Origin of the sequence: Amycolatopsis sp. (assembly GCF_025464955.1) — a bacterium.
In the GTDB taxonomy this organism is placed as follows: domain Bacteria; phylum Actinomycetota; class Actinomycetes; order Mycobacteriales; family Pseudonocardiaceae; genus Amycolatopsis.
The window spans coordinates 19,199-42,836 of record NZ_JAODNM010000023.1; the positions used below are offsets into that span (position 1 = coordinate 19,199).

Consider the following 23,638-nt stretch of genomic DNA (forward strand, 5'->3'; position numbering starts at 1 on the left):
CCTCGATTTCTGTACCGTGCAGGGCATGACCGAGTTGACCAAAAGTGCCACGGATGCCGCGGTAGAGGCCTTTTTCGAGACCCTGGCCCACATTGCGGAGGTCGTGCCCGGGGCATACGGTCGCCGCGGTGCCAACGGGACGAGGGTGGTGGCGCTCGGCCTCCCCATGCCGACGGTGAACAGCGTGTGGGTCGATCACCAGTCACCGATCGCCGAAGTGGAAGAATTCGCGAAGGAACTGTCCACGACTGGGTTGCCCTGGAGTATTCAGGTCCGTGGCGAGGTCGATCCGGCGTTGAAGGAGTTGGCTGCCGGATTCGGTATGATAAGTTCCATGCCACTGCCTTTGTTGGTGTGGGACGCCGAATTGCTGCCGTCGCTGCCCAGCGGTGTCCCGCAGGGCACCACGGTGCGCAAGGTTCCTGGAACGGAGACCGATCTTTACGCGTCCGCTCTCGTTGCCGGGTACGGTATGCCGCGAGAAGTCGCAGATTCGTTGTCCGCGCCGGCTCTGCTCGACGATCCGGACCTGGCCGGGTTTGTTCTCGACCTGAACGGTGAAGCCGTCGCCACCGGATTCAACATGATGGCCGGTGACTACGTGGCGATGTACAACGGTTCGGTGCCGCCCGAGCACCGGGGTAAGGGCTACTACCGCGCGCTGGTCGCGGCGCGCCTGCGGTACGCCGTGGAATCGGGAGCCCGTTACGCCGTTTCACAGAACACGCCGATGTCCCGGCCCCTGTATGAGTCGTTCGGTTTCCAGCTCGCGGAAACCTGGACTTGCCTCCTGCCCGCGGGCTGACGGGCTATTTCGCCCAGCGTTGGCAGGCTTCGCAGCGGTGGTGGCGGTGGAAAACGAGGCCGCAGCGTAGGGGTTCTTCGCCGACATAGTGGGCGAGACGGCGTACGCCTGGTGGGGTGCCGCCTTCGGGGATCCATCGGCTTCCGGGCAGTTTCTCGAGGGTGATGGTGTTGAGGTCGGCGGCCCTGGCTGTCAGGTCGCCGCCGAGGTCGCCGAGTCGCTCGCCCAGGTCGCGCAGCGCGTCGGGGCGGAAGTGCTCAGTCAGCCAATCGACGTCCTGGCCGAGCACTTTCTGCAGGTCTCTTCAACACGTTGTCAAGCTTTCCAAACTGCCGAATGTGACCGTGCAGATTCTGCCGTTCAGCGCCGGTGCGCATCCGGCGATGACGGCGCCTTTCGTCCTGCTCGGATTCGATGATCATCCGGGGATGAACACCGTATATCTGGAGAACGGACGCGGTGCGCTCTATCTGGAAGGCGCTGCCGATCTCACCAAGTACGACTTCTTCACCTCCGCCGAATGGGCCGCCTTCGTGAAGGGCGTCAAGGGCGGCGAGTTCGACTGAGTGCGCCGGCTGTACGAGCCACCCACTCAACGCGCGCTACGAGAAGTAGGCCTCGACGGCCTTGGCCATGACCTGGTCGGCCAGGGTCGCCTTCGTCGCGTCGAGCGGGTCGATCTTGCTGCGGAGGACGCCGCGGGGCTCCGAGGTTTGCACTTGGAGGTGCACGTAGCCGGGCTTGTGGATGTCGTTGTACGGCGAGAGGTAGATGTCGTAGTCCGACTTCTCCGTGTTGGAGAACGTGACCGCCTGCTTGCCGCCGATCGTCGTGACCTGGTAGCCGGTGTACAGGTCGGCACCCCTGCCAAACAGGTAGGGCGCGGCGCGGGAATTGACCTCGACTTCGAGGCTCAGGCCGGCCGACGCCTGGACGTAGTAGCAGTTCTGGTTGTACGTCAGCGGCTCCAGCGTCGGCCCGAAAGCGGCCTTGACCTGCGCGTTGAACATCGCGCACAGCACGTTCGTGTCGGTCTGGGGCTGTTTCATCCGTTCGTCGAGTGTCTGGGGGATCGGCACGTTCTGGTACGGCTGGCAGTCCTCACCGGTGGCGCCGGAGAAGTTCACGCAAGGGCCGGTGAAGGCGTCGTCGTGCTCGGCCTCGGTGTAGAACAGCGGGCGAGACGGCTTTGTCGTATCGACCGGCGGGGCCTGCGTGGCCAGCGTGACCGCCTTCTGCACGGCCGCCTGGACGACGTCGCAGCCGTTGTCGGATTCGAGTTCGAAGACGAGGTCGCCGAGCCATTCGTTGCCGGTGCCGGACGAACCCTGGTCCCATTTCACCTGGCAACCGAGCGACGATGTGCTGATTGACGCCTGCTTCCCGCCCAACTGCGCGTCCTTGCCGCCGTAGATCGGCTCCCACTTCTCGTAAGCGGCGCTGAAGGACACGCCGTTGCTCGTCGGGTACTCGCCCTGCGCGCGGCTCAGCGTGGCGTGACAGCCGCTGAGCGGGTCGGTCAGGCCGTCGGGCGCGAAGTCGAACGGCCGCCCCTTGCCGAGCAGGCCGCGGATGAACGTGCAGCCGTCCCACGCCGAGAACGGCCGCTTCGACGTGTCGAGCGCGTTCTGATCCGGAGCGCGCAGGCCGGCGATGATGCTCTTGGCGACGTCCTGCACGGTGCCGCACGTGTCGGCCTGGCCGTCGACCCGGTCCGAAAGGCTGACGCCGAGCCGGAAACTCGTCGGGATGTTGATCGTGCAGGAGCTGCGGTCATCCTCCGAGGCATCCTGCAGGTACGCCTTGACGCCGTCGACCGTGACCGGTTTCTGCATGAGCCGGTCGACGTGGTCCAGTTTCACCCCCACGGCCAGCGTCATACTGGGGTCGAGCGGCGACCAGTCGGCTTTCGGGCTCAGCAGGCACGAGTGCGGCCCGTTCGGGATCGCCGCGGAACCCGCATGGGCTTGCAGGTACCCGCCGAGCAACTTGCACGCGTCCAGCCCGCGCAGCGCGGCCGTGACGGCGGGCTCGTCCCTGTCCGGCCACAGCTGTGCCTTCGGATGGTCGGCACGCTGGCCCGGCAACGACGCCGAACCGCTGATCGTCGTCGTGCAGCCCGAGAGCGCCAAAACGCCGATGATGAGCGCGATCAAGCCCGTGAAGTGCGGTTTTCCGCGCATGACTTCGTCCCCCAGGTGATGCAAGATTCACCTGAGACTATTTCACGATGTCCGTTTCGCCCAGGTGTTATTCGTCTCGGGGGTGCTGAACTGCCCGGTCGGGCGCCCGTGTGATGGTGTGGGGCGCACCCGTTTGCCAAGAGGAGGAGGTCGGCCGATGCCGGTCCGTGACGCCGAGGTCGCCGACCTCGAGGACATCTGCGCCATGATCGAGGAACATGCCGTCTACGAGGGCAACGACTCGATCAAGCTGGACCGCGCCGCGATGACCAAGCATCTGTTCGGCCCGGACCCGAAGGCGTGGGTGCTGATCGCCGAGTCGCCCGAGGCGCCGGGCGAGGCCGCCGGGTTCGCGTTCTGCTGCTGGAACTTCTCCACCTGGGACGCCCGGCCCGGGATCTGGCTGGACGACCTGTTCGTCCGCCCGCAGCACCGCCGGTTCGGCCTGGGCGGCGAGCTGCTCCGGGCGCTGCGCACGCGTACCGACGGGCGTGTCTCGTGGGACATGCAGCGCGGGAACGAGAAGGCCGAGGCCTTCTACCAGCAGCTCGGCGCCAAGCCCGCCCCCGAGTGGCTCCGCTACCAGTGGGAGGGCTAGCTATCTTCGCGGCCAGTGGTCCACCCGTATCGTATGCACCATGCCCGATGTTTCGAACCGGCGATCGTCGTCCATCGAGGACTACGTACGCGTGATCTATGGCCTGGTCGAACGCGGCGAAGCGGTCACGAACACTTCGCTGGCCAGCAGGCTTGAGGTCAGCCCGTCCTCGGCGTCGGGCATGGTCACCAAGCTCTCGCAGCTCGGGCTCGTCGCGCACGTCCCGTACCGCGGCATCGAACTCACCGCCGAAGGACGGCTGGTGGCGCGTTCGGTGCTCCGCCGGCACCGGTTGATCGAGACGTACCTGGTCTCCGAGCTCGGCTACACCTGGGACGAGGTCCACGCCGAGGCCGACGCGCTCGAGCACGCGGTGTCGGACAGGCTGGTCGAGCGCATCGCGGCGAAGCTCGGCAACCCGCAGCGCGACCCTCACGGCGACCCGATCCCCGCGCCGGACGGGAGCATCGAGGAGGTCCCGATGCGGATCCTCGATGATCTCGAGCCCGGTGCGGTCGGCGAGATCGTCCGGGTCTGGGACACCGACCCCGAGCTCCTGCGGTACCTCACCGAGCACGCGATCGGGCTCGGTGAGCGGATCGAGGTCGTCGAGCGGCAGCCGTTCGGCGGTCCGATGGTGGTGAAGGTCGGCTCGCCGCCCGATGCCGCGACACACGCGATCGGCAAAGAGATCGCGCAGGCACTGTCGGTCGCACTGCGCTAGCCGACGTACGCGGCAGTGTCGTCCTGAAGCGGATGTGCCGGCGACACGTCCGGTCGAGAATCTGACGTATGAAACCTTTCCGCTTCGGCATCGTCGTCGGCCAAGCCCGTGATCTCGCGTCGTGGACGGGCCTCGCCAAGCGCGTCGAGGACCTCGGCTTCGACACGTTCCTCGCGACGGACCCGGTCATCGACATCGACCCGCTCACCCTCCTGTCCGCCGCGGCCGCGGCGACCACCACCCTGCACGTGGGCACCTTCGTGCTCGCCGACCCGTTCCGCGACCGGCGGTTGCTTGCCTGGCAGTCGGACAGCCTGCACCGCGTCACCGGCGGCCGGTTCGAACTCGGCCTCGGCACCGGGCGGCCCGGCGCCGACGAACGGAGCATCGCCCTGACGGGTGAGTTCGGCGGAAACCGCGAGCGACTGGCCCGCCTCACCCAGACCGTCGACCATCTCGCGCGGCACCCCGGGCCGCCTCTACTGCTGGCCGGGAGCGGCCCGAAGATGCTTTCGCTCGCCGCGCGGGCGGCGGACATCGTCACCTTCTCCTGGAATCCGCGGACCACCGAACCGGCCGCAAAGTCCATTGTGGACAATTTTCGCGAGCTCGCCGGGTCTCGGATCGACGACATCGAACTCTCCGCGAACGTGATCGCCGTCGGGGAGAAATCCTCGCCGCAGGCGGCGAAATGGCTCGGCATCGACGCCACGGAACTCGCCGCGATGGGCGCGGTAACCGTGCTTCCCGAAGACCCCGAACACGCGGCCGACACGCTCCGCCGGTGGCGCGAGACGTTGGGGATTTCCTATGTCACCGTGAATTCCGGTTATCTCGACCAGCTGGCACCGGTTGTCTCGGTACTGAAAGGGACGTGACTCTAGCCCTTTCAGCCCTTCCGATCACCGGGTGACGCGCCTACGCTGCAAAACCCCCAACAGCGTCATTCGGAGCGAAATCATGACCGGGCGAGGAACGCACATCGTCGACCGCGACGCGGTCGCGCACGAAGCCGAACTATTGCTGACGACTGGGCCGTTCGCGCCCGCCCTGCGCGCCGCGATCCGTGCGCGCGGGCTCGGGCTCGAACGCATCCGGTACCGGTTGCGGAGCCGCGGGGTGTCGATCAGCCTCGCGACGCTGAGCCACTGGCAGTCGGGCCGCTGCCGCCCCGAGCGTCAGGAATCCCTGCGCGTGCTACGACATCTCGAGGTCGTGCTGGAGGTGCCGTCGCGTTCGCTCACCCAGTTGCTCGAGATCCCCAGCACCCATGCACGATGTGACGTACGAGGCGAACCCTTCGCGCGAGCGCGGGGGCGCGACCGGGACACGTAGGGAGCAGCGGGTGCGGGCGGTTGTCTTCGACAAGTTCGGTGCACCGCCCGAGGTCCGCGAGGTCCCCGACCCGCACGCGTCGCCCGACGGCGTGGTGATCGAGGTCGAGGCGACCGGTGTCTGCCGGAGCGACTGGCATTCCTGGCAAGGGCACGACTCGGCGGTGCGGCTGCCGCACGTCGCCGGGCACGAGCTGGCCGGACGCGTCGTCGAGCTGGGCGGTCTGGTCCGCGACTGGCGCCTCGGCGACCGGGTGACCGTGCCGTTCGTCTGCGCGTGCGGGTCGTGCGAGCAGTGCGCGACGGGGAACCAGCAGATCTGCGACCGCGAATTCCAGCCGGGCGCGACGCACTGGGGGTCGTTCGCGGACCGGGTCGCGATCGATCACGCCGACGTCAACCTGGTGGCGCTGCCCGATTCACTGGGTTCGGTCCAAGCTGCGGCGCTCGGCTGCCGCTTCGGGACGGCGTTCCGCGCGGTGCTGCGCCAAGGCGAGGTCCGCGCCGGGCAGTGGGTCGCGGTGTACGGCTGCGGCGGCGCCGGGCTCTCGGCGATCATGCTCGCGGTGGCGGCCGGAGCGCGGGTCGTCGCGATCGATCTGTCTCCGGGCGCGCGGGCCCTGGCCACGGAGTTCGGCGCCGTCGCGACGGTCGACGCGGGCGCGTTCGACGGTCACGAGGCGACCGCCGAGGCGGTTCGGGAGATCACCGGCGGCGGCGCGCACCTCTCGCTCGACTGCGTCGGCCATCCGACCACCTGTGCGGCGTCGATCGGCAGCCTGCGTAAGCGCGGCGCGCACGTCCAGGTCGGCCTGATGCCGCCGGCGCAGGGGGTCGCGCCGATCCCGATGCACCGTGTCATCGGCGGTGAACTGCGGATCCTCGGCAGCCACGGCGTCCAGGCGCACGAGTATCCCGAGATGCTGCGGGTGGTCGCCGACGCGAGTCTCGACCTCGACAAGCTGGTCGGCCGCCGGATCGGGCTCGACGGCGTACCGGCCGCGCTCGAGGAGATGAACAATCCGGTACCCGCGCGGGCCGGCGTTACCGTCGTCGATTTTTCGGTTGAATAGGCAACTGCTGACCTGTGGTGAATGGCCGTGCTCACCTGGTGACCGAGTGGTATCCGTAACTTTTCGGGAGTACGGTTTTGGCCTTATCGGTGTAATTGCCCGCAAGCTTGCTGTGGGTGATTAGGGGAATACCTGGAGATACTATGGCGAATCGGCTGCGGGGCGCGCTACTGCGTTTACTGCGCCTGATCGGTGGCTCCGGGGTGGCTTTTCGCGGACACCGGATCGTCGAAAGTCCGCGTGATCCGCTCAGCGAACGTGGGACTCAGGGCGTTGAACGGGGGACTCGCCCGGCGCGAGCGGGGGACTTGCGGGCTTGAGTTCGGATTCGCTGATTCCCCGGCCGCGGCGAGAAATCGCGCCAGGTGCGGTGCACGTTCCCGACTGGCTGGACGTCGATGAGCAGCGGCAGCTGGTCGCGGCCTGCCGTGGCTGGGCCACCGAGCGGGCCGGGTTCCGCGCGGCACGGCTGCCGAATGGTGGCGTGATGTCCGTGCGCACGGTGTGTCTCGGCTGGCACTGGCACCCGTACCGCTATTCGCGCACGATCGACGACGTCGACGGCTCGCCCGTGACGCCGTTCCCGGACTGGCTCGCCGAACTCGGGCAACGCGCTGTGGCAGACGCCTACGCGAAGCCCGCGCCCGGCTACCGCCCAGACATCGCGCTGATCAACTTCTACGACGAAGCCGCGAAAATGGGACTGCACCAGGACAAGGACGAGCGCAGCCTGGACCCGGTCGTGTCACTCAGTCTCGGCGACTCGTGTGTTTTCCGGTTCGGCAACACCGAGAACCGCAGCCGGCCTTGGGACGACGTCGAACTGTGCTCGGGTGACCTGTTCGTGTTCGGCGGCGCGTCACGCCTGGCTTATCACGGCGTGCCGAAAACCTTGCCTGGCACGGGAAATCCGGACATCGGGCTGCCGAAAGGCAGGCTCAACATCACTCTTCGGGTTTCCGGTCTGGCAGCGTCGGACTGAATTCGTCCTCGTCAGGAAGCACGACCAGGCGGATGGCCAGCTGGCGGGCGCCTACCGGCCGGTCGCCGGGGCCGTGGGTGTACTTCCAGAGCAGCGTCTCGTACTCCGCGTAGAACTGCTGGACCTCTTCCTTGGTCATCACCGTGCCGCCGCGGGAGATCTTGATCCAGTTGTCCGAGCTGTCGTACTCGGTGTACGCCCGGATGAGCAGGCCACTGTCGTGGCTCAGCTTCATCGCGCCGAGCTTCATCGCCGCCACCCGCTCTTCGTCGGTCATCTCCAGGCCAGGCGGGGTATACAGGCTCTTCGGCAGCCCGCGCCACCAGCGTTCGCGGCCCGTCGAGCGCTCCGGGATCTCCGCGATGAGCTTGAACTCGGCGAGCTTGCGCAGGTGGTAGCTGGTTGTGCCGGTGCTCTCGCCGAGCGCCTTCGCGACGCTGGTCGAGTTCGCTTCGCCGTGCTGGCCGAGGTAGTCGAGAATGGCTCGTCGCAGCGGGTTGTTCAACGTTTTGTAGAGCGTTTTGAGCTCCGCGCCGGACAGCACGCGGGTCTCGGGACGGATGTCAACCATGCCCGTCAGCGTACCGCAGAGACTGTTTGCAAAATATCTCTGCAATCGCTACCTTGGGTTCAGGGGTACGAACGCCGTGCCGGACGACTCGGGGGTCGACATGATGAACGTGCTGGTCAGAGAGCATTTACCGATGTCGCTGGCGGTGTCCCATGCGTAAGACCCTCGACAAGGCGCAGCTCGACGAGATCGACGACCGGGTCGCCGAGGCGCTTGAGCTCTACTACGCCGAGCGCGAGCCGGAACGTCCGCGCGTTGGTTCTCTGCCCATCCTTGTTTCGCTGGCGCTCGGCGCTGTCGCCACCGTGGCTTCGGTCGCGTCTGCCGGAGTGCTGTGCGCGATGTGGGCGTCCATCGCCGTCGTCAACCTCGCGTACTTTCTGCTGTTGCGGCGGCACTCACGTCGGCGGTGAGCTTTCCCGCGCGGCCCCAGCTGTCGGTGGGGACTTCCTGGATCCAGACCTCGACGGCCTCGGCGGGGATCGCGTAGGCGTCGACGAAGGCTTCGGTGATCCGCTTGACGAGGTCGCGCTTGAGCTCGACGGTGCGCGGGCCCTGCAGGACGGTCACGGTGGGCATGGAGTTCTCCTTGGTGAGTAAGGCTTTTGCTGTCATGAACAGTGGACAGTGAAAAGCCCGGCGGACCAAGGAGCGGTTGGCGGTCGTATTCATCACGGGGCGTGATGAATACCGGCAAGCCTTCGGAAGGCTTCGTCGAGGGCATCCGGGAGCCGCTCGGGCTGGCCGCCGGCAATGACCTGCGCGGTCAGGTAACACGCGGCGGCGAGGCCGGCAGCGAGCGCCGCGGTCTCGGTGGTCGCGCCGTGGCTGATCAGGGTCTCGATCGACGCCTGGACGTACCGGCGTTCCTTCAGCGCGTTGGCCGCTGGACGGCGTGGTGTGCAACGCCGGTATTCAGGTGATCGACGGCGTGGGCAAATCCGAGGACGGCTTCGAGTTGACGTTCGCCACCAACCATCTCGGGCACTTCCTGCTGGTGACGTCGCTGCTGGACAACCTCACCGAGGACGCACGGATCGCCGTCGTCAGCAGTAGCTCGCACTACGGGCCGCCGCGGTCGTTGGGCTTCCCCGCGCCGCGCTGGTCGCACCCGCGTGAGCTCGCGGATCCCGAGCAGGACGGGTCCGCGAAGGCGGGCCGGGTCCGCTATTCGACGTCCAAACTCGCCAACCTCTACTTCACCTATGAGCTGTCGCGCCGGCTGGACGGCGTCAAGGTCGTGGCGCGCAAGCGTAAGAAGAGCTCGAAGGATTCCTACGACCTCGCGCGGGCGGCCGAACTGTGGGCGGTGTCGGAAGAGCTGATCAAAGCCTGAACCGGATCAGCTGCCCCGGTCTGGCCTGGGCGGCGAGATCGACGTCGTGCTCGTCGACGACGGCGATGACGGGGTAGCCGCCGGTTACGGGATGATCAGCGAGGAACAGGATCGGCGAGCCCGCGGGCGGTACCTGCAGGGCGCCCGGTACGCAGGCTTCCGGTGGGAGCTCGCGGTCGATCCGGCGGTGCAGTGGGGGACCCGACAGTCGGATTCCGACGCGGTTGAGGTCGGCGGTGACCTGGTGGGGCGTCGAACACAAGGTGTCGAGCGCTTCCGCGGTAAACCAGTCGAGCCGGGGGCCCGGGGTCACGTGGAGGACAAGGTTCCGGGGGAACGCGGGTTGCGGCGCCTGGTCGACGTTCGGTTGCCGTGCGGTGCGGTCGCCGATCGGGAGGGTCATCCCGGCGGACAACGGCGGCGGGCCGAGTTTCGCCAGCGTGTCCGTGGATCGGGAGCCGAGCACCGGCTCGACATCGATGCCGCCACGGACTGCCAAATACGTGCGTAGTCCCGTGTGCGGCTGCGAAATTCGCAGTTCTTGACCGGCGTGGAGCTGAATCGGGGAGAACATCCCGTGCGCCCTCGACCCGGCTGTCACCGCACATTCGGCACCGGTGAGCGCCACGACCGCTGGGCCGGAGAACCGGATCACCAAGCCGCCAAGCGTCGCCTCGATCACCGCGTTGCCTTCGGGATTGCCGACCAGCCTGTTGACCAGCTTCAGGCTCCGACGGTCCGCCGCGCCGGACCGCCCGACCCCGAGCGCGGCGAGCCCCGGCCGGCCGAGGTCCTGGATGGTGGCGGCCGGTCCGGGGTTGAGGACTTCGAGTTTTTCCGTCATGCCACCGTTTCCACGAAGCGGACGCGCGTGCCGGGCACGAGAAGCTGGGGCGGATCGCGGTCGATGTCCCAGACGACGAGAGCTGTGTGGCCGAGGAGGTGCCAGCCGCCGGGGGATTCCCTGGGGTAGATCGCGCTGTACTCACCCGCGATGGCCACCGATCCGGGCGGAACCTTGGTTCGCGGTGTGCTTCGGCGCGAAAGGTGCAGCCGCGGGTCGAGTCCGGTCAGGTAACCGAAGCCGGGCGCGAAGCCGCAAAACGCTACGGCGTAGGTCGCGCTCGAATGAAGTCGGACGACGTCCTGTTCGGACAGTCCGGTTTCCCTTGCCACATCGGCGAGATCCGCGCCGTCATAACGAACAGGCACGACCACCTCCGCCCCGGACGTCCGCGGCCGGACGGCGGCAGAGCGTTCGGCGAGCGCCGCACTGATCCGGTCGAACCCGGTGCTCGTGTCGTATCGGACGAGCAGGGTTCGGGCCGCGGGCACGAGTTCGACCATGCCGGGGAGGGGGTCTTCGGCGAGTTCGGTGTTCAGGCCGAAGACCTCCTCCGCGGAGTCCAGGTCGACCAGCGCGGCATGTGATCCGTAGGGCAGGACGCGCATCAGTTCTCTCTGTCCACAAAAGACTCGATGTGAACGTTCGCGGTCGTGAGGTCGGCGCGGATGCGGCGGGCCAGTTCCACCGCGCCGGGTGTGTCACTGTGCACGCAGATCGATCGGGCCGCGATGTCCAGCTCCTGACCGTCCTCGGTGGTCACCTTGCCGGTGGTCGCGATCGCGACCGCGCGCGCGGACACCGTATCCGGATCGTGCAGGACGGCGCCTCGCAGCTTGCGGGAGACGAGCGCGCCGTCCGCGGTGTACGCGCGATCCGCGAAGGCTTCGGCATAGGAGGCGACGCCGATTTTCGCGGCCGCGCGGGACATCTCGGAGTCCGGCGGGCAGAGGATCGCCAGGTGCCTGTCGAAGCGGACGATCCCGTCGACCACGACCCACGCCAGGTCCTTGTCGACGGCCGCGGTGTTGTACAGCGCGCCGTGCGGCTTGACGTACCGCACGCGATCCCCAGCCGCGCGAGCGAAACCCTCCAATGCCGAGATCTGGTACAGAATCTCGTCGCTGAGGTCGTCGGGATCCATCGCGAGCGCGCGCCTGCCGAACCCCGCGAGGTCGCGATAGCCGACGTGCGCGCCGATGACGACCCCGTTCTCCACGGCCTTGTCGCACACTCGCCGCATGGTGCCGGGATCGCCGGCATGAAAACCACACGCGACATTCGCGCTGGACACGAGTTCGAGCATCGCGTCGTCGTCGCCCATGGTCCAGGCGCCGAACCCCTCACCGAGGTCGCTGTTGAGGTCCACAGTAGACATAGTCATCCCGCCCGGTATTCGTCGTCTCGTTTGTCCGATACGAACATGTAGCCCGGCGCGTGCGTGATCGCGAAAGCCGGGCGCGAGGCCATCAGCGCCGCCTGCGGAGTGACTCCGCAGGCCCAGAACACCGGCACGTCACCGGGTTCGGCATCGACCGGGTCGCCGAAGTCGGGCTTCGCCAGATCGGCGATGCCCAGTTCTTCAGGCGCTCCAATGTGGACCGGGGAACCGTGCACCGCCGGCATCGTGCCGCTGATCGCGACCGCCTCCGCGACGCGGTCGGCCGGGATCTGCCGCATCGAAACCACCAGCGGCCCGTGCAGCCGACCGGCCGGCCGGCACGCCCGGTTTGTCAGATACATCGCCACGTTGCGGCCCTGGTCGACGTGCCGCAGCGGAATTCCGGCCGCCGCAAGCGCCGTTTCGAACGTGAAGCTGCAGCCGATCGAGAAGGCGACGAGGTCCGTGCGCCACAGCCCGCTGACGTCGGACACCTCGCCCGCGAGCGTGCCGTTCTCCCAGACCCGGTATTGAGGAAGGTCGCTGCGCAGGTCGGCGCCGGGTGCCAGGATCGTGGTCGGATCGCCGGGATCGCTGACGTCGAGGATCGGGCACGGCCGGGGATTGCGCTGGCAGAACAGGAGGACGTCGTATGCCCAGTCCCGCGGCACGGCGATCAGGTTGGTCTGGGTGAACCCGGCTGACCAGCCGGCGGTCGGGTTGGCGGCACCCTGACGGAACAGGGCTCTGGCCTCGGCCGGGCTCACCTTGGCGGGATCTTCAAAGGTCGTCATCGGGTGCCTCCTCGTCGTTCAGAGTAGTTCGCGGCCGTTGGTTTCGGGCAGGCCGAGCAATGCGAGCGCCGCGATGACGTAACCCAGCGCGCCGAGCCCCAGCGCGCCGCCGACGCCGAGGTAGCCGACGACGGTCGGGAACACCGCACCGACCGCGCGACCGAAGTTGTAGGTGAAGCCTTGGCCCGTTCCGCGCAGGGCGGTGGGGTAGAGCTCGGCGAGATAGGCACCGAAACCGCTGAAGATCGCCGACATCGAGAAGCCCAGCGGGAACCCGAGTACCAGCACGAGCCCGTTGGCGCCGTGGGGGATCTGCAGGTACGCGATGATCAATGCCGCCGACAGCACCGAGAACAGCAGGAAGGTTTTCTTACGTCCCAAGATGTCCGTGAGGTATCCGCCACAGACGTAGCCGACGAACGCGCCGGTGATGAGGAAAGCCAGGTAGCCGCCGGTGCCGACCACGCTCAGTCCACGCGATTCCTTGAGGTAGGTCGGCAGCCATGTCGACAGGGTGTAGTAGCCGCCCTGGACACCAGTGGCCAGCAGCGCCGCGAAGAACGTCGTGCGGCCGAGTTCGCCGGTGAAGATCGCCTTGAAGGAACCGCGTTGGCGGGTCTGTGTGCGGCGCTCGGTGGTGGAGTCGGCGTCTTGCACGAACCGCCGGATCCACAGGACGAGCAGAGCCGGGATGACGCCGGTCCAGAACAGCAGGCGCCAAGCCATGTCCGGCGGCACGAGGCTGAACACGACGGTGTAGACGATCACCGCGAGGCCCCAGCCGACCGCCCACGCGCTCTGCACGAATGCGACCGTGCGGCCGCGGTAGCGCGGGAGCGCGTACTCGGCGACGAGGATCGCGCCGGCCGCCCATTCGCCGCCGAAGCCGAGTCCTTGCAGGGCCCGGAAACCGAGGAGGGTTTCGAAGTTCGGCGCGAACCCGCAGAGCACGGTGAACACGGTGTAGGTGGCCACGGTGACCTGCAGAGTCCGGACGCGGCCGATCCGGTCGGCGAGGATGCCGGCGAGGACCCCGCCGAGGGCGGACACGACCAGCGTCACGGTGGTCAGCAGACCGGCTTGACCCTTCGAGATGCCGAAGTAGGCGATGATCGCGCCGACGCCGAGCGGCAGCACTTGGTAGTCGTAGGAGTCCAGGCCGTAACCGCCGAACGCGCCGAAGAAGGCGCGGCGCCCCCGGCCGCCGAGGGTGCGGAACCAGGCGAACGGGCGTACGTCTTCGTTAGTGGCTTGTGCGTTCATCGGCACCTCGCAGGTTGGTGTGCTGAGTCACACTGAATGAAGACTTGAGAGTAGAGGATTGTTGAACAATCTGACAAGAGTCTGATTGGATTGTTTTACTCGAGGGCGAGTAGCCTGATGGTTGTGATCACTGCTGACGACGGTCCGGTGGGTTTGGAAGCGGATCGGGGTCTCCTCGGGCGGACGAGTACCGCCGAGCGTGTCGCCGACGTGCTTCGGACGCGCATCGCCGAGGGCTACTTCCCGCCCGGCTCACGGCTCGCGGAGCACGAGATCGTCGAGAAGCTCGGGATTTCCCGCAACACGCTGCGCGAGTCGTTCCGGCTGCTCACGCACGAGCGGCTGCTGTCGCACGAGCTCAACAGGGGCGTCTTCGTGCGGCTGCTGAGCGTTGACGACGTCGTCGACCTCTACCGCATACGCAAGATGATCGAGTGCGCGGCCGTCCGGCCGATCACCGCGCCGCCGGCGGGGCTGCGGCGGCTGCGGATCGCCGTCTTGGATGGCGACCAGGCCGCGCGAAGTCAGCGCTGGCAGGAGCTGGGGACCGCGAACATCCACTTCCACCAGGGGCTCGCCGCGCTCGGCGAGAGCCCGCGCATCGACGACCTGATGCAGGGCATCTTCGCCGAGCTCAGGCTGGTCTTCCACGTCATGGCCGACCCCCGGCGCTTCCACGAGCGGTACCTCGTCCGCAACCACGAGATCGTCGCAAAGCTCGACGTCGGGGACGGAGCCGGTGCCGCCGACTTGCTGGCCGTCTACCTCGACGACGCCGAACGCCAGCTCGTCGAGGCCTACGCCGAACGAGCCGCCGAGGACTCCTGACCCCAGCTCTCCCGACGTACTGACTCAGGGGACCCCTGGTACGAATCATTCGTACCAGGGGTCCCCTGAGTCGGATTGCGGAGCGTGCGGAGCGGGGTTAGCCAGCGTAGCGGGCGAAGGTACGGGTGAAGTCCCACGCCTGCTGGGAAACGCCGGAGCAGGTGTCGTCGTTGGGATACGCGCCCGGGCAAGGCCTGTCGCGGTTGGTCGACCAGAAGGTCAGCCGGGCCAGGTGGTGCGCGGTCGCGTAGTTGAGGATGGTGGTGAAGTCCGCGACCGTCACGTTCTCGTTCGCGTCGGTGATGCCGTTCATCGACGAGATGCCGCTGTGCTGGTACGCCTGGTCATCGGTGTAGCCGTAGGCGTTCTTGACCACGTTCTTCAGGCCGTCGGCGGCCTGCATGGTCAGGGTGCCCATGTTCTGGCCGGCCCCGCCGAAGTCGAACGGCATGATCGTGAACGCGTCGACCGCCAGCCCGGAGTTCGCGGCCTTGCTGACCAGGCTGCTGTCCGGCCCTGTCGTGCTGGAACCGAACGTCAGGTAGATCTTGATGCCCGGGTTGTTGGCCCGGATCGTCTTCAACGCGTCGACGGTCCGTTGCTGGATGTTGCCGTCGCTGTAGGCGGTGTCCTCGATGTCGATGTCGATCGCCTTGAACCCGAGCGCGGTGATCACCTTCTGGTACGCCCCGGCCAGCGCGCTCGCGCTCGTGCAGGACTGCTCCAGCTTGTTCCCGCTGTACCCGCCGAACGACGGGATGACGTCGCCGCCCGCCGAGCGGACGTTGGTGACGGTGGTCTGGTCGACGCCGCCGGTCAGGGCGCGGCCGCCGTCCCACTGCGGGTTACACGTGCCGTTGCTCAGGATGAACGCCATCGTGAACCATTTGACCCCGGTGCTCGACATGATCGTCCGCGGGTCCGGCGGGTTGCCCCAGCCGTTGTAGATGTACGGCGCGACGGCGATCGAGCCGGTGCCTGCCGGTGGGGTGGTCGTGCCGCCACCCGACACCGTCCAGGCCTGGTTCGCGCTGGTCGCGCAGGTCCAGATCTGGAGGCGAGTGCCGTTCGCGGACGAGTTCCCGGTGGCGTCCAGGCATTTCCCGGACCCGGTGTTCTTCAGCTGCGAACCGGACACCGTCCACTTCTGCGCGGCCGTGCCATTGCAGTCGTAGGTCTGGATCAGTGCGCCGTTGGCCGTCGACGCGCCCGTGACGTCGATGCACTTGCCGAGCGCCTGAATCGAACCGTCGGTGTTCGTCGTCCACTGCTGGGCCGCGCTGCCGTTGCAGTCGTACAGCTGGACGGCCGCGCCGTTGGCGGTGCTCGCCGACGCGATGTCGACGCATTTCCCGCCGAGGCCGGTGATCTGGCCGGTCGCCGCGCTGGCAGCGGTGGGAGAGAAGGGCATCGCGGTCAACGCGACCGCGGCGAGCACCCCGGTGACGAATGCCGTGGTTCTTCTACGCATGCGGAATCTCCTTGCTAGGTCTCAGGCGGCCTTGGGTGCGGTCCACAGCTGGTTCGCCGTGTTCGAACAGGTCCAGATCTGCAATCTGGTGTTGTTCGCGGAGAGATTCCCGGTGACGTCGAGACATTTGCCGGACCCGGTGTTCACGAGGTTTCCGGTCGCGTTCGCCGTCCATTGCTGCGCGCCACTGCCGTTGCAGTCGTACAACTGGATTTGCGCGCCGTTGGCCGTCGAGGCGCCGCTGACGTCCATGCACTTGCCGAGCGCCTGCAACGAGTTGCCGGTGCCGGCGGTCCATTGCTGGGCAGCCGTTCCGTTGCAGTCGTAGAGATCGACGGCGGTGCCGTTGGCGGTCGCCGCGCCCGCGACGTCCGCGCATTTCCCGGCGAGGCCGGTGATCGGGCCAGTGCCGCCGGTGGTGCCACCGCCGCCGGACTGCGTGCCGCCCCAGGTGAAGGTGGCCGTGGTGTGGGCGGGAATGCTATAGGTGAACGACTGGCCGCCCCAGTTGACGCGGGTGCTCTGGGCGCCGCCGGTGGTGTTGTAGGCGACGAGGGCTTTCGAGCCGTCCGGGTTCTTCCACGCCACGTTGCGCACCGACGAGTTGTCGTTGGAGTCGATTCGCACCGCGCCCGGCTTGACGAACTTCGTCAGCTGGCCCATGTCGTAGTACTCGATGTTGTAGTCGACCTGCCCGGTGCGTGAGTCTCCGTTGTGGACGGTGATGAGCCCGCTGCAGGTGCCGCAGCCGCCGTTGTGCGGGCCCATGTTCTGGTCCACCGCGAGGCTCCACTTGACCACGCTCTGGCCCCAGTTGCGGGTGTAGTCGATGATGTCGGCCATGTCCTGGGCCTGCTGGTCGCCCACCCACGTACCACCGGAGTGCTCGGTATCGAACGCCGGCATGCTCGGGTACTGGTTGTGGATGGTGGTCTGCTGACCGACGCCGCCCTGGGCGTCATAACCGTGCCAGGCGATCCCGCCGAAGTTCGGGTCGTTCCTGACTGACGCGTCGGTCACGGTCGGTGCGGCGAAGCCGTCGTACTGGCTCCAGTTCCAGTCCAGTGCGAGGACCTTTGTGGACAGACCGGCCGCGTGCAGCGCGGGCAGCAGATTCGACTTGGCGAACACGGCCAGCCCGGACCCGTTCCACTGCATCGACGGGTAGCCGCCGCAGCAGGTGGGTTCGTTCTGCTCGGACACGTAGTCGATCGGGACACCGGCCGCGGCGAAACCCTGGATGTACTTGACGAAGTACTGTGCGTACGCGGCGTAGTCCTCGGCCTTGAGCCAGCCCTGGCTGTACGCGCCGCTGTCCTTCATCCACGTCGGCGCGGTCCACGGCGAGCCCATCACCTTCAGCGACGGGTTCAGCTGCTTGGCCTGCTTGGTCAGCGGGATGACGTCGGCCTGGTCGTGCGCGAGCGAGAACTTCGCCATCGACGTGTCGGTCTGGCCGGCGGGAACCTCGTCATAGGTGTAGTTGTTCCTGGCGAGGTCCGACGCGCCCATCGGGTTGCGGAGGAAACTCAGCCCGATCCCGGAGTTCGGATCGAACAGCTTGCTCATGGTGTCGTTCCGGGTCGCCGCGGTCAGTGCCCCGCTGGAGTTCATCAGGTACGCGGCGGTGTCGGTGAACGATGCCCCGGCCCCGCTGAACTGCTGGTAGGTGGTGTTCTCATTGACGTTGATCGTCTGTGCGCCCGAGCCGGTGCCGGCGGAGAACGCGATCGGCGTCTGCTGTTGCAGGCCGCGCGTCACCGACCGGCCGCCGGAGTCGTTGGTCGAGGTGAGCCAGATGTTGACCGGCTCGTTGGCGGCGAGTGCGGGCGCGGCCGAGGCCAGCGTGGCGGCCGCGATCACGACCGCGCCGGCGAGCGGGAAAAGCTTGCAGCGTAAGGGTCTTTTCATGATGCTGGTACCGTCCACTTCTGGTTGGCGCCGGTTCCGCAGGTCCAGATCTGCAGCCTGGTGCCGTTGGCGGAGGAGTTTCCGGTCGCGTCGAGACACTTCCCGGAGCCGGTGTTGACCAACTGCTTGGACGCGTTCGTCGTCCATTGCTGGGCACCGGAGCCGTTGCAGTCATAGAGCTGCACTTTCGCGCCGTTTGCGGTCGAGGCGCTGGTCACGTCGAGGCATTTGCCGAGCGACTTGACCGAACCGCCGCCGACCGTCCACTGCTGAGCGCTGGAACCGTTGCAGTCGTAGAGTTGCACCGCGGTGCCGTTGGTGCTCAAAGCGCCGGCGACGTCGGCGCACTTGCCGCCGATCCCGGTGAGGGTGCCGGCGCCACCGCCGGCGGGCGGGGTGGTGCTGCCGCCGACGAACTGCGACGCCACGGACTCACCGAGGGAGACGGCCGTGTCGTGGTTTTCGATCGGGTTCACCGAAGTGTGCGGGAACACGATGTAGGTCACCGGGCCTTCGGTGCCGCCGTTCTTCGGGTCCGGGTTGATCCCGAGCGCGGACGCCGTCGCGTAGGAGGACTCGCCGATGATGCCGGTCGGCCCGGTATCCCCGACGACGGCGTATTCGACTTGGTTGTTGTAGATGACCGCGACCACCGAACCGCCTTGGATCCCGGAATTCTCGTAGTTCCAGATCCCGGTGGGTTGCGGCAACACGATGTAGGGCAGCTGTGCCGCGTTCAACGGCTGGTCGGTCGAGGTGTGGAACGCGGTGTCGTTGTAGAAGCAGCAGTCGGTGTTCTCGTTGCACTGCGTCGTGCGCACGCCGTCGCAGTCGACGTCCATGTCAGCGGTGAAGAACACCGCACTACCGGACTGGCAGACCGGGATGGTCGGCGAGGCGCCTTCGTCGGTGGCGTACTTGCCGTTGGAGATCTGTTGGCACGACGTAGTTTTGGCCAGCAGCTGGGCCGCGGTCGGGCCGGCTGCCGGCGCGGCAGGAGCCGCGGGAGCGGCGGTAGCCGAGGAGACAAGCGCTGTAAGCGTTATCAGGATACAGCCGAAAAGGACAGTGAGGCGTCGTCGCATGGGGACCTCGCGGGGTAGGACTCGTGAGTGTTCCGGCCGGTAGCTGTGCCCTGCGGGACACCCGCACCCGGGCGGGCCGGAACACTCACGAGCTTGTGGCTCTAGACGGGGGCGTTCCATTTCTGGTTGGCCCCGCCGCCGCAGGTCCAGGTCTGCAGCCGGGTGCCGTCGGCCGAGCTGTTCCCGGTGGCGTCAAGGCATTTGTTCGCCCCGACGTTCGTGATGTCCTTCGCCGCGGTGACCGTCCACTTCTGCGCGTTGGTGCCGTTGCAGTCGTAGAGGTCGACCACCGCACCGTCCGCCGTGGACCCGCCGGTGACGTCCAGGCACTTGCCCAGCGCGCGGATCGTGCCGTCGGAAGCGACCGTCCACTGCTGCGCGGAGTTGCCGTTGCAGCCGGTGATCTGGATGGGCGTGTTGTTGGCCGTGTTCGCGCCTGCCACGTCGACGCACTTGCCGCCGATCCCGGTGATGGTGCCGGTCTTGCCGGACGGCGGAGTGGTCCCGCCGCCACTGGCGTCGGTGGTGACGTGGACGTAGTCGACGACGAGCTGCTGCGGGAAGGTGGTGGCGCCGTTCGGGTCACCGGGCCAGTCACCGCCGACCGCGAGGTTGATGATGATGTCGAAGGGGTGGTCGTAGACCCACCTGTTGCCGTTGAGGTCGGCGGGCGTGCGGGTCTCGTAGACGTTCCCGTCGACCGACCACTTGATCGAGTTGGGCGCCCAGTCGACGGCGTAGGTGTGGAAGTCGTCGGAGAAGTTCGGTCCGCTGTAGCCGGCGCCGATGCCGTTGGCGCCCGAGTAACCGGGGCCGTGGATGGTGCCGTGCACGGTGGTCGGCTCGAAGCCGACGTTCTCCATGATGTCGATCTCACCGTCGGTCGGCCAGTTGCCGCCGCCGAGCATCCAGAACGCGGGCCACATGCCCTGGCCGCGCGGAAGCTTCATGCGGGTCTCGAAATGGCCGTAGGCCTGGGTGAACTTTCCGGACGTCGACAGCCGCGCGGAGGTGTATTGGCAGTAGCCGTACCAGCACTGGTAGTTGCCCGGGTTTTCCTTCTTCGCGGTGATCACCAGATGGCCTTGGCCGTCCATCGCCGCGTTGTTGGTGCCTGAGGTGTACCACTCGCGCTCGTGGTTGTTGACGTTGTCGCCGGTTTCGGCGTTCCACTTGCTCGTGTCGACCCCGCTGCCGGCGGCGCCGCTGAAGTCGTCGGTGAACGAGGCGGCGGCCGGGGCCAGCGGCGCGGCCGGGGCCCCGCTGGCCTGGCCGGTCGACAGGAAGGATCCACTCAGTGCGGCGACGGCCGCGATCGCGAGGACCGCGCCGATTCGGCCGCGTCTGAAGGAAAGTTTGCTAGACACCTTTGTCACCTCTCTTTGTGTTGACGAGGACCGGCGTTTTCGCGCAGGACGAAGCGCCAGAGATATCCGAGAGTGTGTTACCGCCCTAGGGGAGTCGGGCGGGAGAACCTGGTGGGGAGGATCGGGGAGGAGTCGGACCATTTGTTGCAACTGGCAACAAAGTATGCATGGTCCATACCAGTTGGGCAACAGCTAACGGGTACTCCGTTTGCCGGGCGGGTGCTCCCAGTAGCCGGAAGCACACCCCAGGTGCAGCTTATTTCACGTTTCAAAATAGGTCTAGACCTCTCTGACCTGGTCATTTGTTTGACGACTAGGCCAGTCGGGTGATTTTAGGTCCGAGATTGGGGGTTGACCCGGGACCGGTTCCGGGTGTTACCTCCCGGTACCGGAAACGGGCTGACGACGAGGTCAGCTCGTTACTTTTTGCTGTCTGGAGTCCTTTTTGGACGTCGCATGCCGAACCGCGCCGAACCCGGCCGGTGGAAGGTTCAGGCCGCGTCGAAGCTGGTGGTGGTCCGCTTCCTGGGTGTGGTGTCCGGCACCTGACGCCGATCGCCGCCCTGTTCCAGCAGCGCGGCGACGGGCAGCGTGGCCGCGCCGATCGCGACGGCGTCCGCGCCCAGCAGTCCCAGCTCGATCGAGGTCTGGCCGAACGGGTGGCTCAGCGCGTGCGCGGCGGTCACTTCCCGGATCTTGCCGAGCTGCCCTTCGCCGACGGCGAGTCCCGCCCAGCCGCCGACCACTATCCGTTCCGGGTTGAACAGGTTGATCAGGTTGGCGAGCCCGGCGCCGAGATAACCGGCGGTGTCCTCCAGGACCCGCGCGGCGGCCTTCGACTTGTCGGCCGCTTCGACGACCGCCGCCAGCTGCGCCTGCTCGTCGTCGCCGGGCGCCGGGCGACCGCCCCTGGCTTTCCGGTACCGCTCGAGGATGGCCGCCGCGCCGATGTACGCCTCGAGGCAACCGTGGGAACCGCACCGGCACTCCTGGCCGCCGTAGACGATCGTGGTGTGCCCCCACTCGCCGGCGCTGCTGGTCGACCCGCGGTAAGTGACCCCGTCGGTGACCACGGCCGCGCCGACCCCGGAGCCCATCAGCACTATCACCGCGTGCTTGGCCCCGCGTCCGCCGCCGAACCACATTTCGCCCTGGCCCTGGGTTTTCGCGCCGTTGTCGATGTAGAGCGGAAGGTCGATACCGCCGGCCCGCAGGAGCTCCTCCAGCGCGACGGCGTCCCAGCCGACGGTCGGCGCGTGGACGAGCACGTGGTCGCCCTGCTCCACCGTGCCGGGCACGCCGATGCCGACGCCGAGCACGGAGGCCGCGCCCACTCCGGCCTGGGACAGGACTTCCCACAGCCCGCTGGTCACCTGGTCGACGACGGCGGCCGGATCGGAGGTGACCGACGGCAGCGGGTGGTCGACCGCGCCGAGGCGGGTCATCGCGAGGTCGAACAGCTCCACCTTGACGCCGGTTTCGCCGATGTCGACGCCGACGACGTGGCCGTACCCCGGGTCGACCCGCAGCAGCACCCTGGGGCGGCCGCCGTCGGACTCGACGAGCCCGGCCTCGATGATCAGCCGTTCGTCCGACAGCTCACCGGTCACGTTGCTGACTGTCGCCGCGCTCAACCCCGTGAGCTGGCTCAGCTCATGGCGGCTCAATGGCCCATCGAAATAGAGCTTCGACAGCAGCAGTGAGCGGTTGTGTCGCCGTAGGTCACGGACGGTGGTGCGCTTCGGTGCCATGAGGGGTACCTATTCTTGCGGCGGCGTATATGAGACAGCATGCCCCACCACCTTATGTCGTGGCTATAAACTAACTAGTGAATTAAGGCCGTACCAACTGGCCAGAGTGGCTCTCTCTGGCAGAATCAGGTCGGTGACTCGCGTAACGCAGCAGACGACGCGGGATCTTCGCCGCCACAACCGCTCGGCCCTGCTCTCCTATTTGTACCTGCACGGGCCGGGCAGCAGGCTCGAACTGATGCAGGCGTCGGGCCTCAGTTCCGCCACGGTGAGCAATGTGGTGGCCGATCTCGTCAACGACGGCGTGGTGGCCGAGGCCGGTTCGGTGGATTCCGACGGCGGCCGTCCGCGCACCCTGCTGCGGGTTTCCCCCGACTTCGGGCGCGTTGTGGGCGTCGACATCGGTGAGACGCATATCCAGGTCGGGCTCTTCGACTGCACGCTCAACACCATCGCGACGGCCACCCACCCGATCGCGGCCACCGAACTCGTGCCCGAACTGGTCGCCGGGCTGGTCCTCGACGGGATCGACGAGGTGCTGACGAAGGAGCATCTCGACCCGGCCGCCGTCCTCGGCATCGGGGTCGGCGTGCCCGGCGCGGTGCAGGCGGGGCTGGTGTACGCGCCGACTTTGCGCTGGTCCGGGGTGCCGTTCGAGAAGATGCTGACCCCACGTGTCTCGGCCCCGCTCTACCTGGACAACTGCGCGCGCACGCTGGGCCAGGCCGAGATGTGGCGCGGTTCCGGCCGCGGCGCGCAGCGGGCCATCATCGCGCTGCTCGGCGTCGGGGTCGGCGCCGCGGTGGCCACCGGCGGCGACAGGTATCAGGGCGCGACGAGCACCACGAGCGAGTGGGGCCACACAGTCATCCAGGTCGGCGGGGTCGCCTGCCGGTGCGGTTCGCAGGGTTGTCTCGAGGCGTACATCGGCGCCGAAGCGATCCTCGACCGCTATCGCGCGCTTCCCGGCGCGGAGCCGTTCGTCGCGTCGGACACCGAAGCTCGGTTGGCCGAGGTCGTCGAACGGGCGGCCGAGCCGGGGCCCGCCGCCGACGCGCTGAAGGAGACGGCCGAGTACCTCGGAATCGGCATCTCGAACCTGGTCAACCTGCTCAGCCCGGACAGGGTGATCTTGAGCGGCTGGGCCGGCGAGGTGATGGGCCCGGCCATCCTGCCGATGGTCCGCGACGCCGTACGCCGTCACGCGCTGGCGTACATGTACGAGTCGACCGTCGTCCAGTTGGGTGAACTCGGCCAGGAGGCGGTCGCGCTCGGCGCGGCGACGCTGCCGGTCGTCGAGTTGCTGGCGTCGGGCGGGCGTCGGACCCCCTGAACGC

Annotated in this window: 27 protein-coding genes; 13 read left to right on the forward strand and 14 right to left on the reverse strand. The window is 67.4% G+C overall.

Annotation, left to right across the window (positions count from 1 at the left end):
- Window positions 1-25: 25 nt before the first annotated feature.
- Entirely contained in the window at window positions 26-805 is a 780-nt protein-coding gene (locus JWQ81_RS03075; protein WP_297537219.1) for a GNAT family N-acetyltransferase, read from the forward strand.
- Between the two features lie 4 nt (window positions 806-809).
- Here JWQ81_RS03075 and JWQ81_RS03080 read toward each other — a convergent pair whose 3' ends face one another.
- Window positions 810-1,094: a hypothetical protein gene (locus JWQ81_RS03080; protein WP_297537641.1), complete on the reverse strand. Its 285-nt coding sequence runs from the start codon at window positions 1,092-1,094 to the stop codon at window positions 810-812.
- On the opposite strand from JWQ81_RS03080, the gene JWQ81_RS03085 reads away from it, so the two are divergent.
- The gene (locus tag JWQ81_RS03085) at window positions 976-1,371 is read left to right on the forward strand and encodes a Scr1 family TA system antitoxin-like transcriptional regulator (RefSeq protein ID WP_297537220.1); all 396 of its coding nucleotides are present in this window, start codon (window positions 976-978) and stop codon (window positions 1,369-1,371) included. The two genes, JWQ81_RS03080 and JWQ81_RS03085, sit on opposite strands and share 119 nt — an antisense overlap.
- 36 nt (window positions 1,372-1,407) lie before the next feature.
- Here JWQ81_RS03085 and JWQ81_RS03090 read toward each other — a convergent pair whose 3' ends face one another.
- A complete protein-coding gene (locus JWQ81_RS03090) occupies window positions 1,408-2,988 on the reverse strand; it encodes a DUF3558 family protein (protein ID WP_297537221.1) in 1,581 nt (526 codons plus the stop codon).
- A 157-nt stretch (window positions 2,989-3,145) separates the two neighbouring features.
- Here JWQ81_RS03090 and JWQ81_RS03095 point away from each other — a divergent pair, with 157 nt between their 5' ends.
- The 6 genes from JWQ81_RS03095 (at window position 3,146) to JWQ81_RS03120 (ending at window position 7,699) form a co-directional block, all read left to right on the forward strand.
- Window positions 3,146-3,586 carry a GNAT family N-acetyltransferase gene (locus tag JWQ81_RS03095; protein ID WP_297537222.1) on the forward strand — a complete coding sequence of 147 codons (441 nt, stop codon included), beginning with the start codon at window positions 3,146-3,148 and terminating at the stop codon, window positions 3,584-3,586.
- 40 nt (window positions 3,587-3,626) lie between these two features.
- A complete protein-coding gene (locus tag JWQ81_RS03100; RefSeq protein WP_297537223.1) occupies window positions 3,627-4,310 on the forward strand; it encodes a metal-dependent transcriptional regulator in 684 nt (227 codons plus the stop codon).
- 68 nt (window positions 4,311-4,378) lie between these two features.
- Entirely contained in the window at window positions 4,379-5,188 is an 810-nt protein-coding gene (locus tag JWQ81_RS03105) for an LLM class flavin-dependent oxidoreductase (protein ID WP_297537224.1), read from the forward strand.
- Between the two features lie 82 nt (window positions 5,189-5,270).
- Window positions 5,271-5,645 (forward strand): transcriptional regulator, encoded by a 375-nt coding sequence (locus JWQ81_RS03110; RefSeq protein ID WP_297537225.1) that lies wholly within the window; start codon window positions 5,271-5,273, stop codon window positions 5,643-5,645.
- A gap of 10 nt (window positions 5,646-5,655) precedes the next feature.
- Window positions 5,656-6,717, forward strand: coding sequence for a zinc-dependent alcohol dehydrogenase family protein (locus JWQ81_RS03115; protein ID WP_297537226.1), 1,062 nt, complete (start codon window positions 5,656-5,658; stop codon window positions 6,715-6,717).
- A gap of 370 nt (window positions 6,718-7,087) precedes the next feature.
- Window positions 7,088-7,699 carry an alpha-ketoglutarate-dependent dioxygenase AlkB gene (locus tag JWQ81_RS03120; protein WP_297537227.1) on the forward strand — a complete coding sequence of 204 codons (612 nt, stop codon included), beginning with the start codon at window positions 7,088-7,090 and terminating at the stop codon, window positions 7,697-7,699.
- Here JWQ81_RS03120 and JWQ81_RS03125 read toward each other — a convergent pair.
- Entirely contained in the window at window positions 7,662-8,270 is a 609-nt protein-coding gene (locus JWQ81_RS03125; protein ID WP_297537228.1) for a helix-turn-helix domain-containing protein, read from the reverse strand. The two genes, JWQ81_RS03120 and JWQ81_RS03125, sit on opposite strands and share 38 nt — an antisense overlap.
- A 152-nt stretch (window positions 8,271-8,422) precedes the next feature.
- On the opposite strand from JWQ81_RS03125, the gene JWQ81_RS03130 reads away from it, so the two are divergent.
- On the forward strand, window positions 8,423-8,683 hold the full coding sequence (locus JWQ81_RS03130; RefSeq protein WP_297537229.1) for a hypothetical protein: 261 nt from the start codon (window positions 8,423-8,425) through the stop codon (window positions 8,681-8,683).
- Here JWQ81_RS03130 and dmpI read toward each other — a convergent pair.
- Entirely contained in the window at window positions 8,634-8,849 is a 216-nt protein-coding gene (dmpI, locus tag JWQ81_RS03135) for a 4-oxalocrotonate tautomerase DmpI (RefSeq protein ID WP_297537230.1), read from the reverse strand. The genes JWQ81_RS03130 and dmpI overlap by 50 nt on opposite strands.
- Before the next feature lie 104 nt (window positions 8,850-8,953).
- On the opposite strand from dmpI, the gene JWQ81_RS03140 reads away from it, so the two are divergent.
- Complete coding sequence (locus JWQ81_RS03140; protein WP_297537231.1) at window positions 8,954-9,193, forward strand: hypothetical protein; 240 nt, start codon at window positions 8,954-8,956, stop codon at window positions 9,191-9,193.
- Window positions 9,194-9,201: 8 nt separating this feature from the next.
- Window positions 9,202-9,606, forward strand: coding sequence for a hypothetical protein (locus JWQ81_RS03145; RefSeq protein WP_297537232.1), 405 nt, complete (start codon window positions 9,202-9,204; stop codon window positions 9,604-9,606).
- Here the strand turns inward: JWQ81_RS03145 and JWQ81_RS03150 are convergent.
- Genes JWQ81_RS03150 through JWQ81_RS03170 form a run of 5 tightly spaced genes read right to left on the reverse strand, consistent with a single transcriptional unit; the run spans window position 9,596 to window position 13,888 of the window.
- The gene (locus JWQ81_RS03150; protein WP_297537234.1) at window positions 9,596-10,450 is read right to left on the reverse strand and encodes a biotin-dependent carboxyltransferase family protein; all 855 of its coding nucleotides are present in this window, start codon (window positions 10,448-10,450) and stop codon (window positions 9,596-9,598) included. The genes JWQ81_RS03145 and JWQ81_RS03150 overlap by 11 nt on opposite strands.
- Window positions 10,447-11,058, reverse strand: a complete 612-nt coding sequence (pxpB, locus tag JWQ81_RS03155; protein ID WP_297537236.1) for a 5-oxoprolinase subunit PxpB — start codon at window positions 11,056-11,058, stop codon at window positions 10,447-10,449. The genes JWQ81_RS03150 and pxpB overlap by 4 nt, the downstream gene beginning before the upstream one ends.
- On the reverse strand, window positions 11,058-11,819 hold the full coding sequence (locus JWQ81_RS03160) for a 5-oxoprolinase subunit PxpA (protein ID WP_297537619.1): 762 nt from the start codon (window positions 11,817-11,819) through the stop codon (window positions 11,058-11,060). Before JWQ81_RS03160 ends, pxpB begins: the two co-directional genes overlap by 1 nt.
- Before the next feature lie 11 nt (window positions 11,820-11,830).
- Window positions 11,831-12,625: a putative hydro-lyase gene (locus JWQ81_RS03165; protein WP_297537238.1), complete on the reverse strand. Its 795-nt coding sequence runs from the start codon at window positions 12,623-12,625 to the stop codon at window positions 11,831-11,833.
- A gap of 18 nt (window positions 12,626-12,643) precedes the next feature.
- On the reverse strand, window positions 12,644-13,888 hold the full coding sequence (locus JWQ81_RS03170; protein WP_297537240.1) for an MFS transporter: 1,245 nt from the start codon (window positions 13,886-13,888) through the stop codon (window positions 12,644-12,646).
- 117 nt (window positions 13,889-14,005) lie between these two features.
- Between JWQ81_RS03170 and JWQ81_RS03175 the strand changes: the two genes are divergently transcribed.
- Window positions 14,006-14,716 (forward strand): GntR family transcriptional regulator, encoded by a 711-nt coding sequence (locus tag JWQ81_RS03175; RefSeq protein ID WP_297537242.1) that lies wholly within the window; start codon window positions 14,006-14,008, stop codon window positions 14,714-14,716.
- Window positions 14,717-14,813: 97 nt separating this feature from the next.
- On the opposite strand, the gene JWQ81_RS03180 is transcribed toward JWQ81_RS03175, so the two are convergent.
- The 5 genes from JWQ81_RS03180 to JWQ81_RS03205 all read right to left on the reverse strand — a co-directional run bounded on the left by JWQ81_RS03180 (window position 14,814) and on the right by JWQ81_RS03205 (window position 22,301).
- A complete protein-coding gene (locus tag JWQ81_RS03180; RefSeq protein WP_297537244.1) occupies window positions 14,814-16,187 on the reverse strand; it encodes a ricin-type beta-trefoil lectin domain protein in 1,374 nt (457 codons plus the stop codon).
- Between the two features lie 21 nt (window positions 16,188-16,208).
- A complete protein-coding gene (locus tag JWQ81_RS03185) occupies window positions 16,209-18,098 on the reverse strand; it encodes a ricin-type beta-trefoil lectin domain protein (RefSeq protein WP_297537246.1) in 1,890 nt (629 codons plus the stop codon).
- Complete coding sequence (locus tag JWQ81_RS44770; protein WP_366942247.1) at window positions 18,095-19,183, reverse strand: ricin-type beta-trefoil lectin domain protein; 1,089 nt, start codon at window positions 19,181-19,183, stop codon at window positions 18,095-18,097. Before JWQ81_RS44770 ends, JWQ81_RS03185 begins: the two co-directional genes overlap by 4 nt.
- Before the next feature lie 101 nt (window positions 19,184-19,284).
- A complete protein-coding gene (locus JWQ81_RS03200) occupies window positions 19,285-20,481 on the reverse strand; it encodes a family 16 glycosylhydrolase (protein ID WP_297537623.1) in 1,197 nt (398 codons plus the stop codon).
- Between the two features lie 560 nt (window positions 20,482-21,041).
- Window positions 21,042-22,301, reverse strand: coding sequence for an ROK family transcriptional regulator (locus JWQ81_RS03205; protein ID WP_297537248.1), 1,260 nt, complete (start codon window positions 22,299-22,301; stop codon window positions 21,042-21,044).
- Between the two features lie 133 nt (window positions 22,302-22,434).
- Between JWQ81_RS03205 and JWQ81_RS03210 the strand changes: the two genes are divergently transcribed.
- A complete protein-coding gene (locus tag JWQ81_RS03210; protein ID WP_297537249.1) occupies window positions 22,435-23,634 on the forward strand; it encodes an ROK family protein in 1,200 nt (399 codons plus the stop codon).
- The last annotated feature ends 4 nt before the right edge of the window (window positions 23,635-23,638 follow it).

Coding starts and splice junctions, on each gene's coding strand:
- JWQ81_RS03170 (WP_297537240.1), bottom strand. CDS start 13,888: ATGAACGCACAAGCCACTAACGAAGACGTACGCCCGTTCGCCTGGTTC.
- JWQ81_RS03175 (WP_297537242.1), top strand. CDS start 14,006: ATGGTTGTGATCACTGCTGACGACGGTCCGGTGGGTTTGGAAGCGGAT.
- JWQ81_RS03110 (WP_297537225.1), top strand. CDS start 5,271: ATGACCGGGCGAGGAACGCACATCGTCGACCGCGACGCGGTCGCGCAC.
- JWQ81_RS03185 (WP_297537246.1), bottom strand. CDS start 18,098: ATGAAAAGACCCTTACGCTGCAAGCTTTTCCCGCTCGCCGGCGCGGTC.
- JWQ81_RS03125 (WP_297537228.1), bottom strand. CDS start 8,270: ATGGTTGACATCCGTCCCGAGACCCGCGTGCTGTCCGGCGCGGAGCTC.
- JWQ81_RS44770 (WP_366942247.1), bottom strand. CDS start 19,183: ATGCGACGACGCCTCACTGTCCTTTTCGGCTGTATCCTGATAACGCTT.
- dmpI (WP_297537230.1), bottom strand. CDS start 8,849: ATGCCCACCGTGACCGTCCTGCAGGGCCCGCGCACCGTCGAGCTCAAG.
- JWQ81_RS03130 (WP_297537229.1), top strand. CDS start 8,423: ATGCGTAAGACCCTCGACAAGGCGCAGCTCGACGAGATCGACGACCGG.
- JWQ81_RS03105 (WP_297537224.1), top strand. CDS start 4,379: ATGAAACCTTTCCGCTTCGGCATCGTCGTCGGCCAAGCCCGTGATCTC.
- JWQ81_RS03140 (WP_297537231.1), top strand. CDS start 8,954: ATGAATACCGGCAAGCCTTCGGAAGGCTTCGTCGAGGGCATCCGGGAG.
- pxpB (WP_297537236.1), bottom strand. CDS start 11,058: ATGCGCGTCCTGCCCTACGGATCACATGCCGCGCTGGTCGACCTGGAC.
- JWQ81_RS03100 (WP_297537223.1), top strand. CDS start 3,627: ATGCCCGATGTTTCGAACCGGCGATCGTCGTCCATCGAGGACTACGTA.
- JWQ81_RS03090 (WP_297537221.1), bottom strand. CDS start 2,988: ATGCGCGGAAAACCGCACTTCACGGGCTTGATCGCGCTCATCATCGGC.
- JWQ81_RS03165 (WP_297537238.1), bottom strand. CDS start 12,625: ATGACGACCTTTGAAGATCCCGCCAAGGTGAGCCCGGCCGAGGCCAGA.
- JWQ81_RS03180 (WP_297537244.1), bottom strand. CDS start 16,187: ATGCGTAGAAGAACCACGGCATTCGTCACCGGGGTGCTCGCCGCGGTC.
- JWQ81_RS03150 (WP_297537234.1), bottom strand. CDS start 10,450: ATGACGGAAAAACTCGAAGTCCTCAACCCCGGACCGGCCGCCACCATC.
- JWQ81_RS03095 (WP_297537222.1), top strand. CDS start 3,146: ATGCCGGTCCGTGACGCCGAGGTCGCCGACCTCGAGGACATCTGCGCC.
- JWQ81_RS03205 (WP_297537248.1), bottom strand. CDS start 22,301: ATGGCACCGAAGCGCACCACCGTCCGTGACCTACGGCGACACAACCGC.
- JWQ81_RS03075 (WP_297537219.1), top strand. CDS start 26: ATGACCGAGTTGACCAAAAGTGCCACGGATGCCGCGGTAGAGGCCTTT.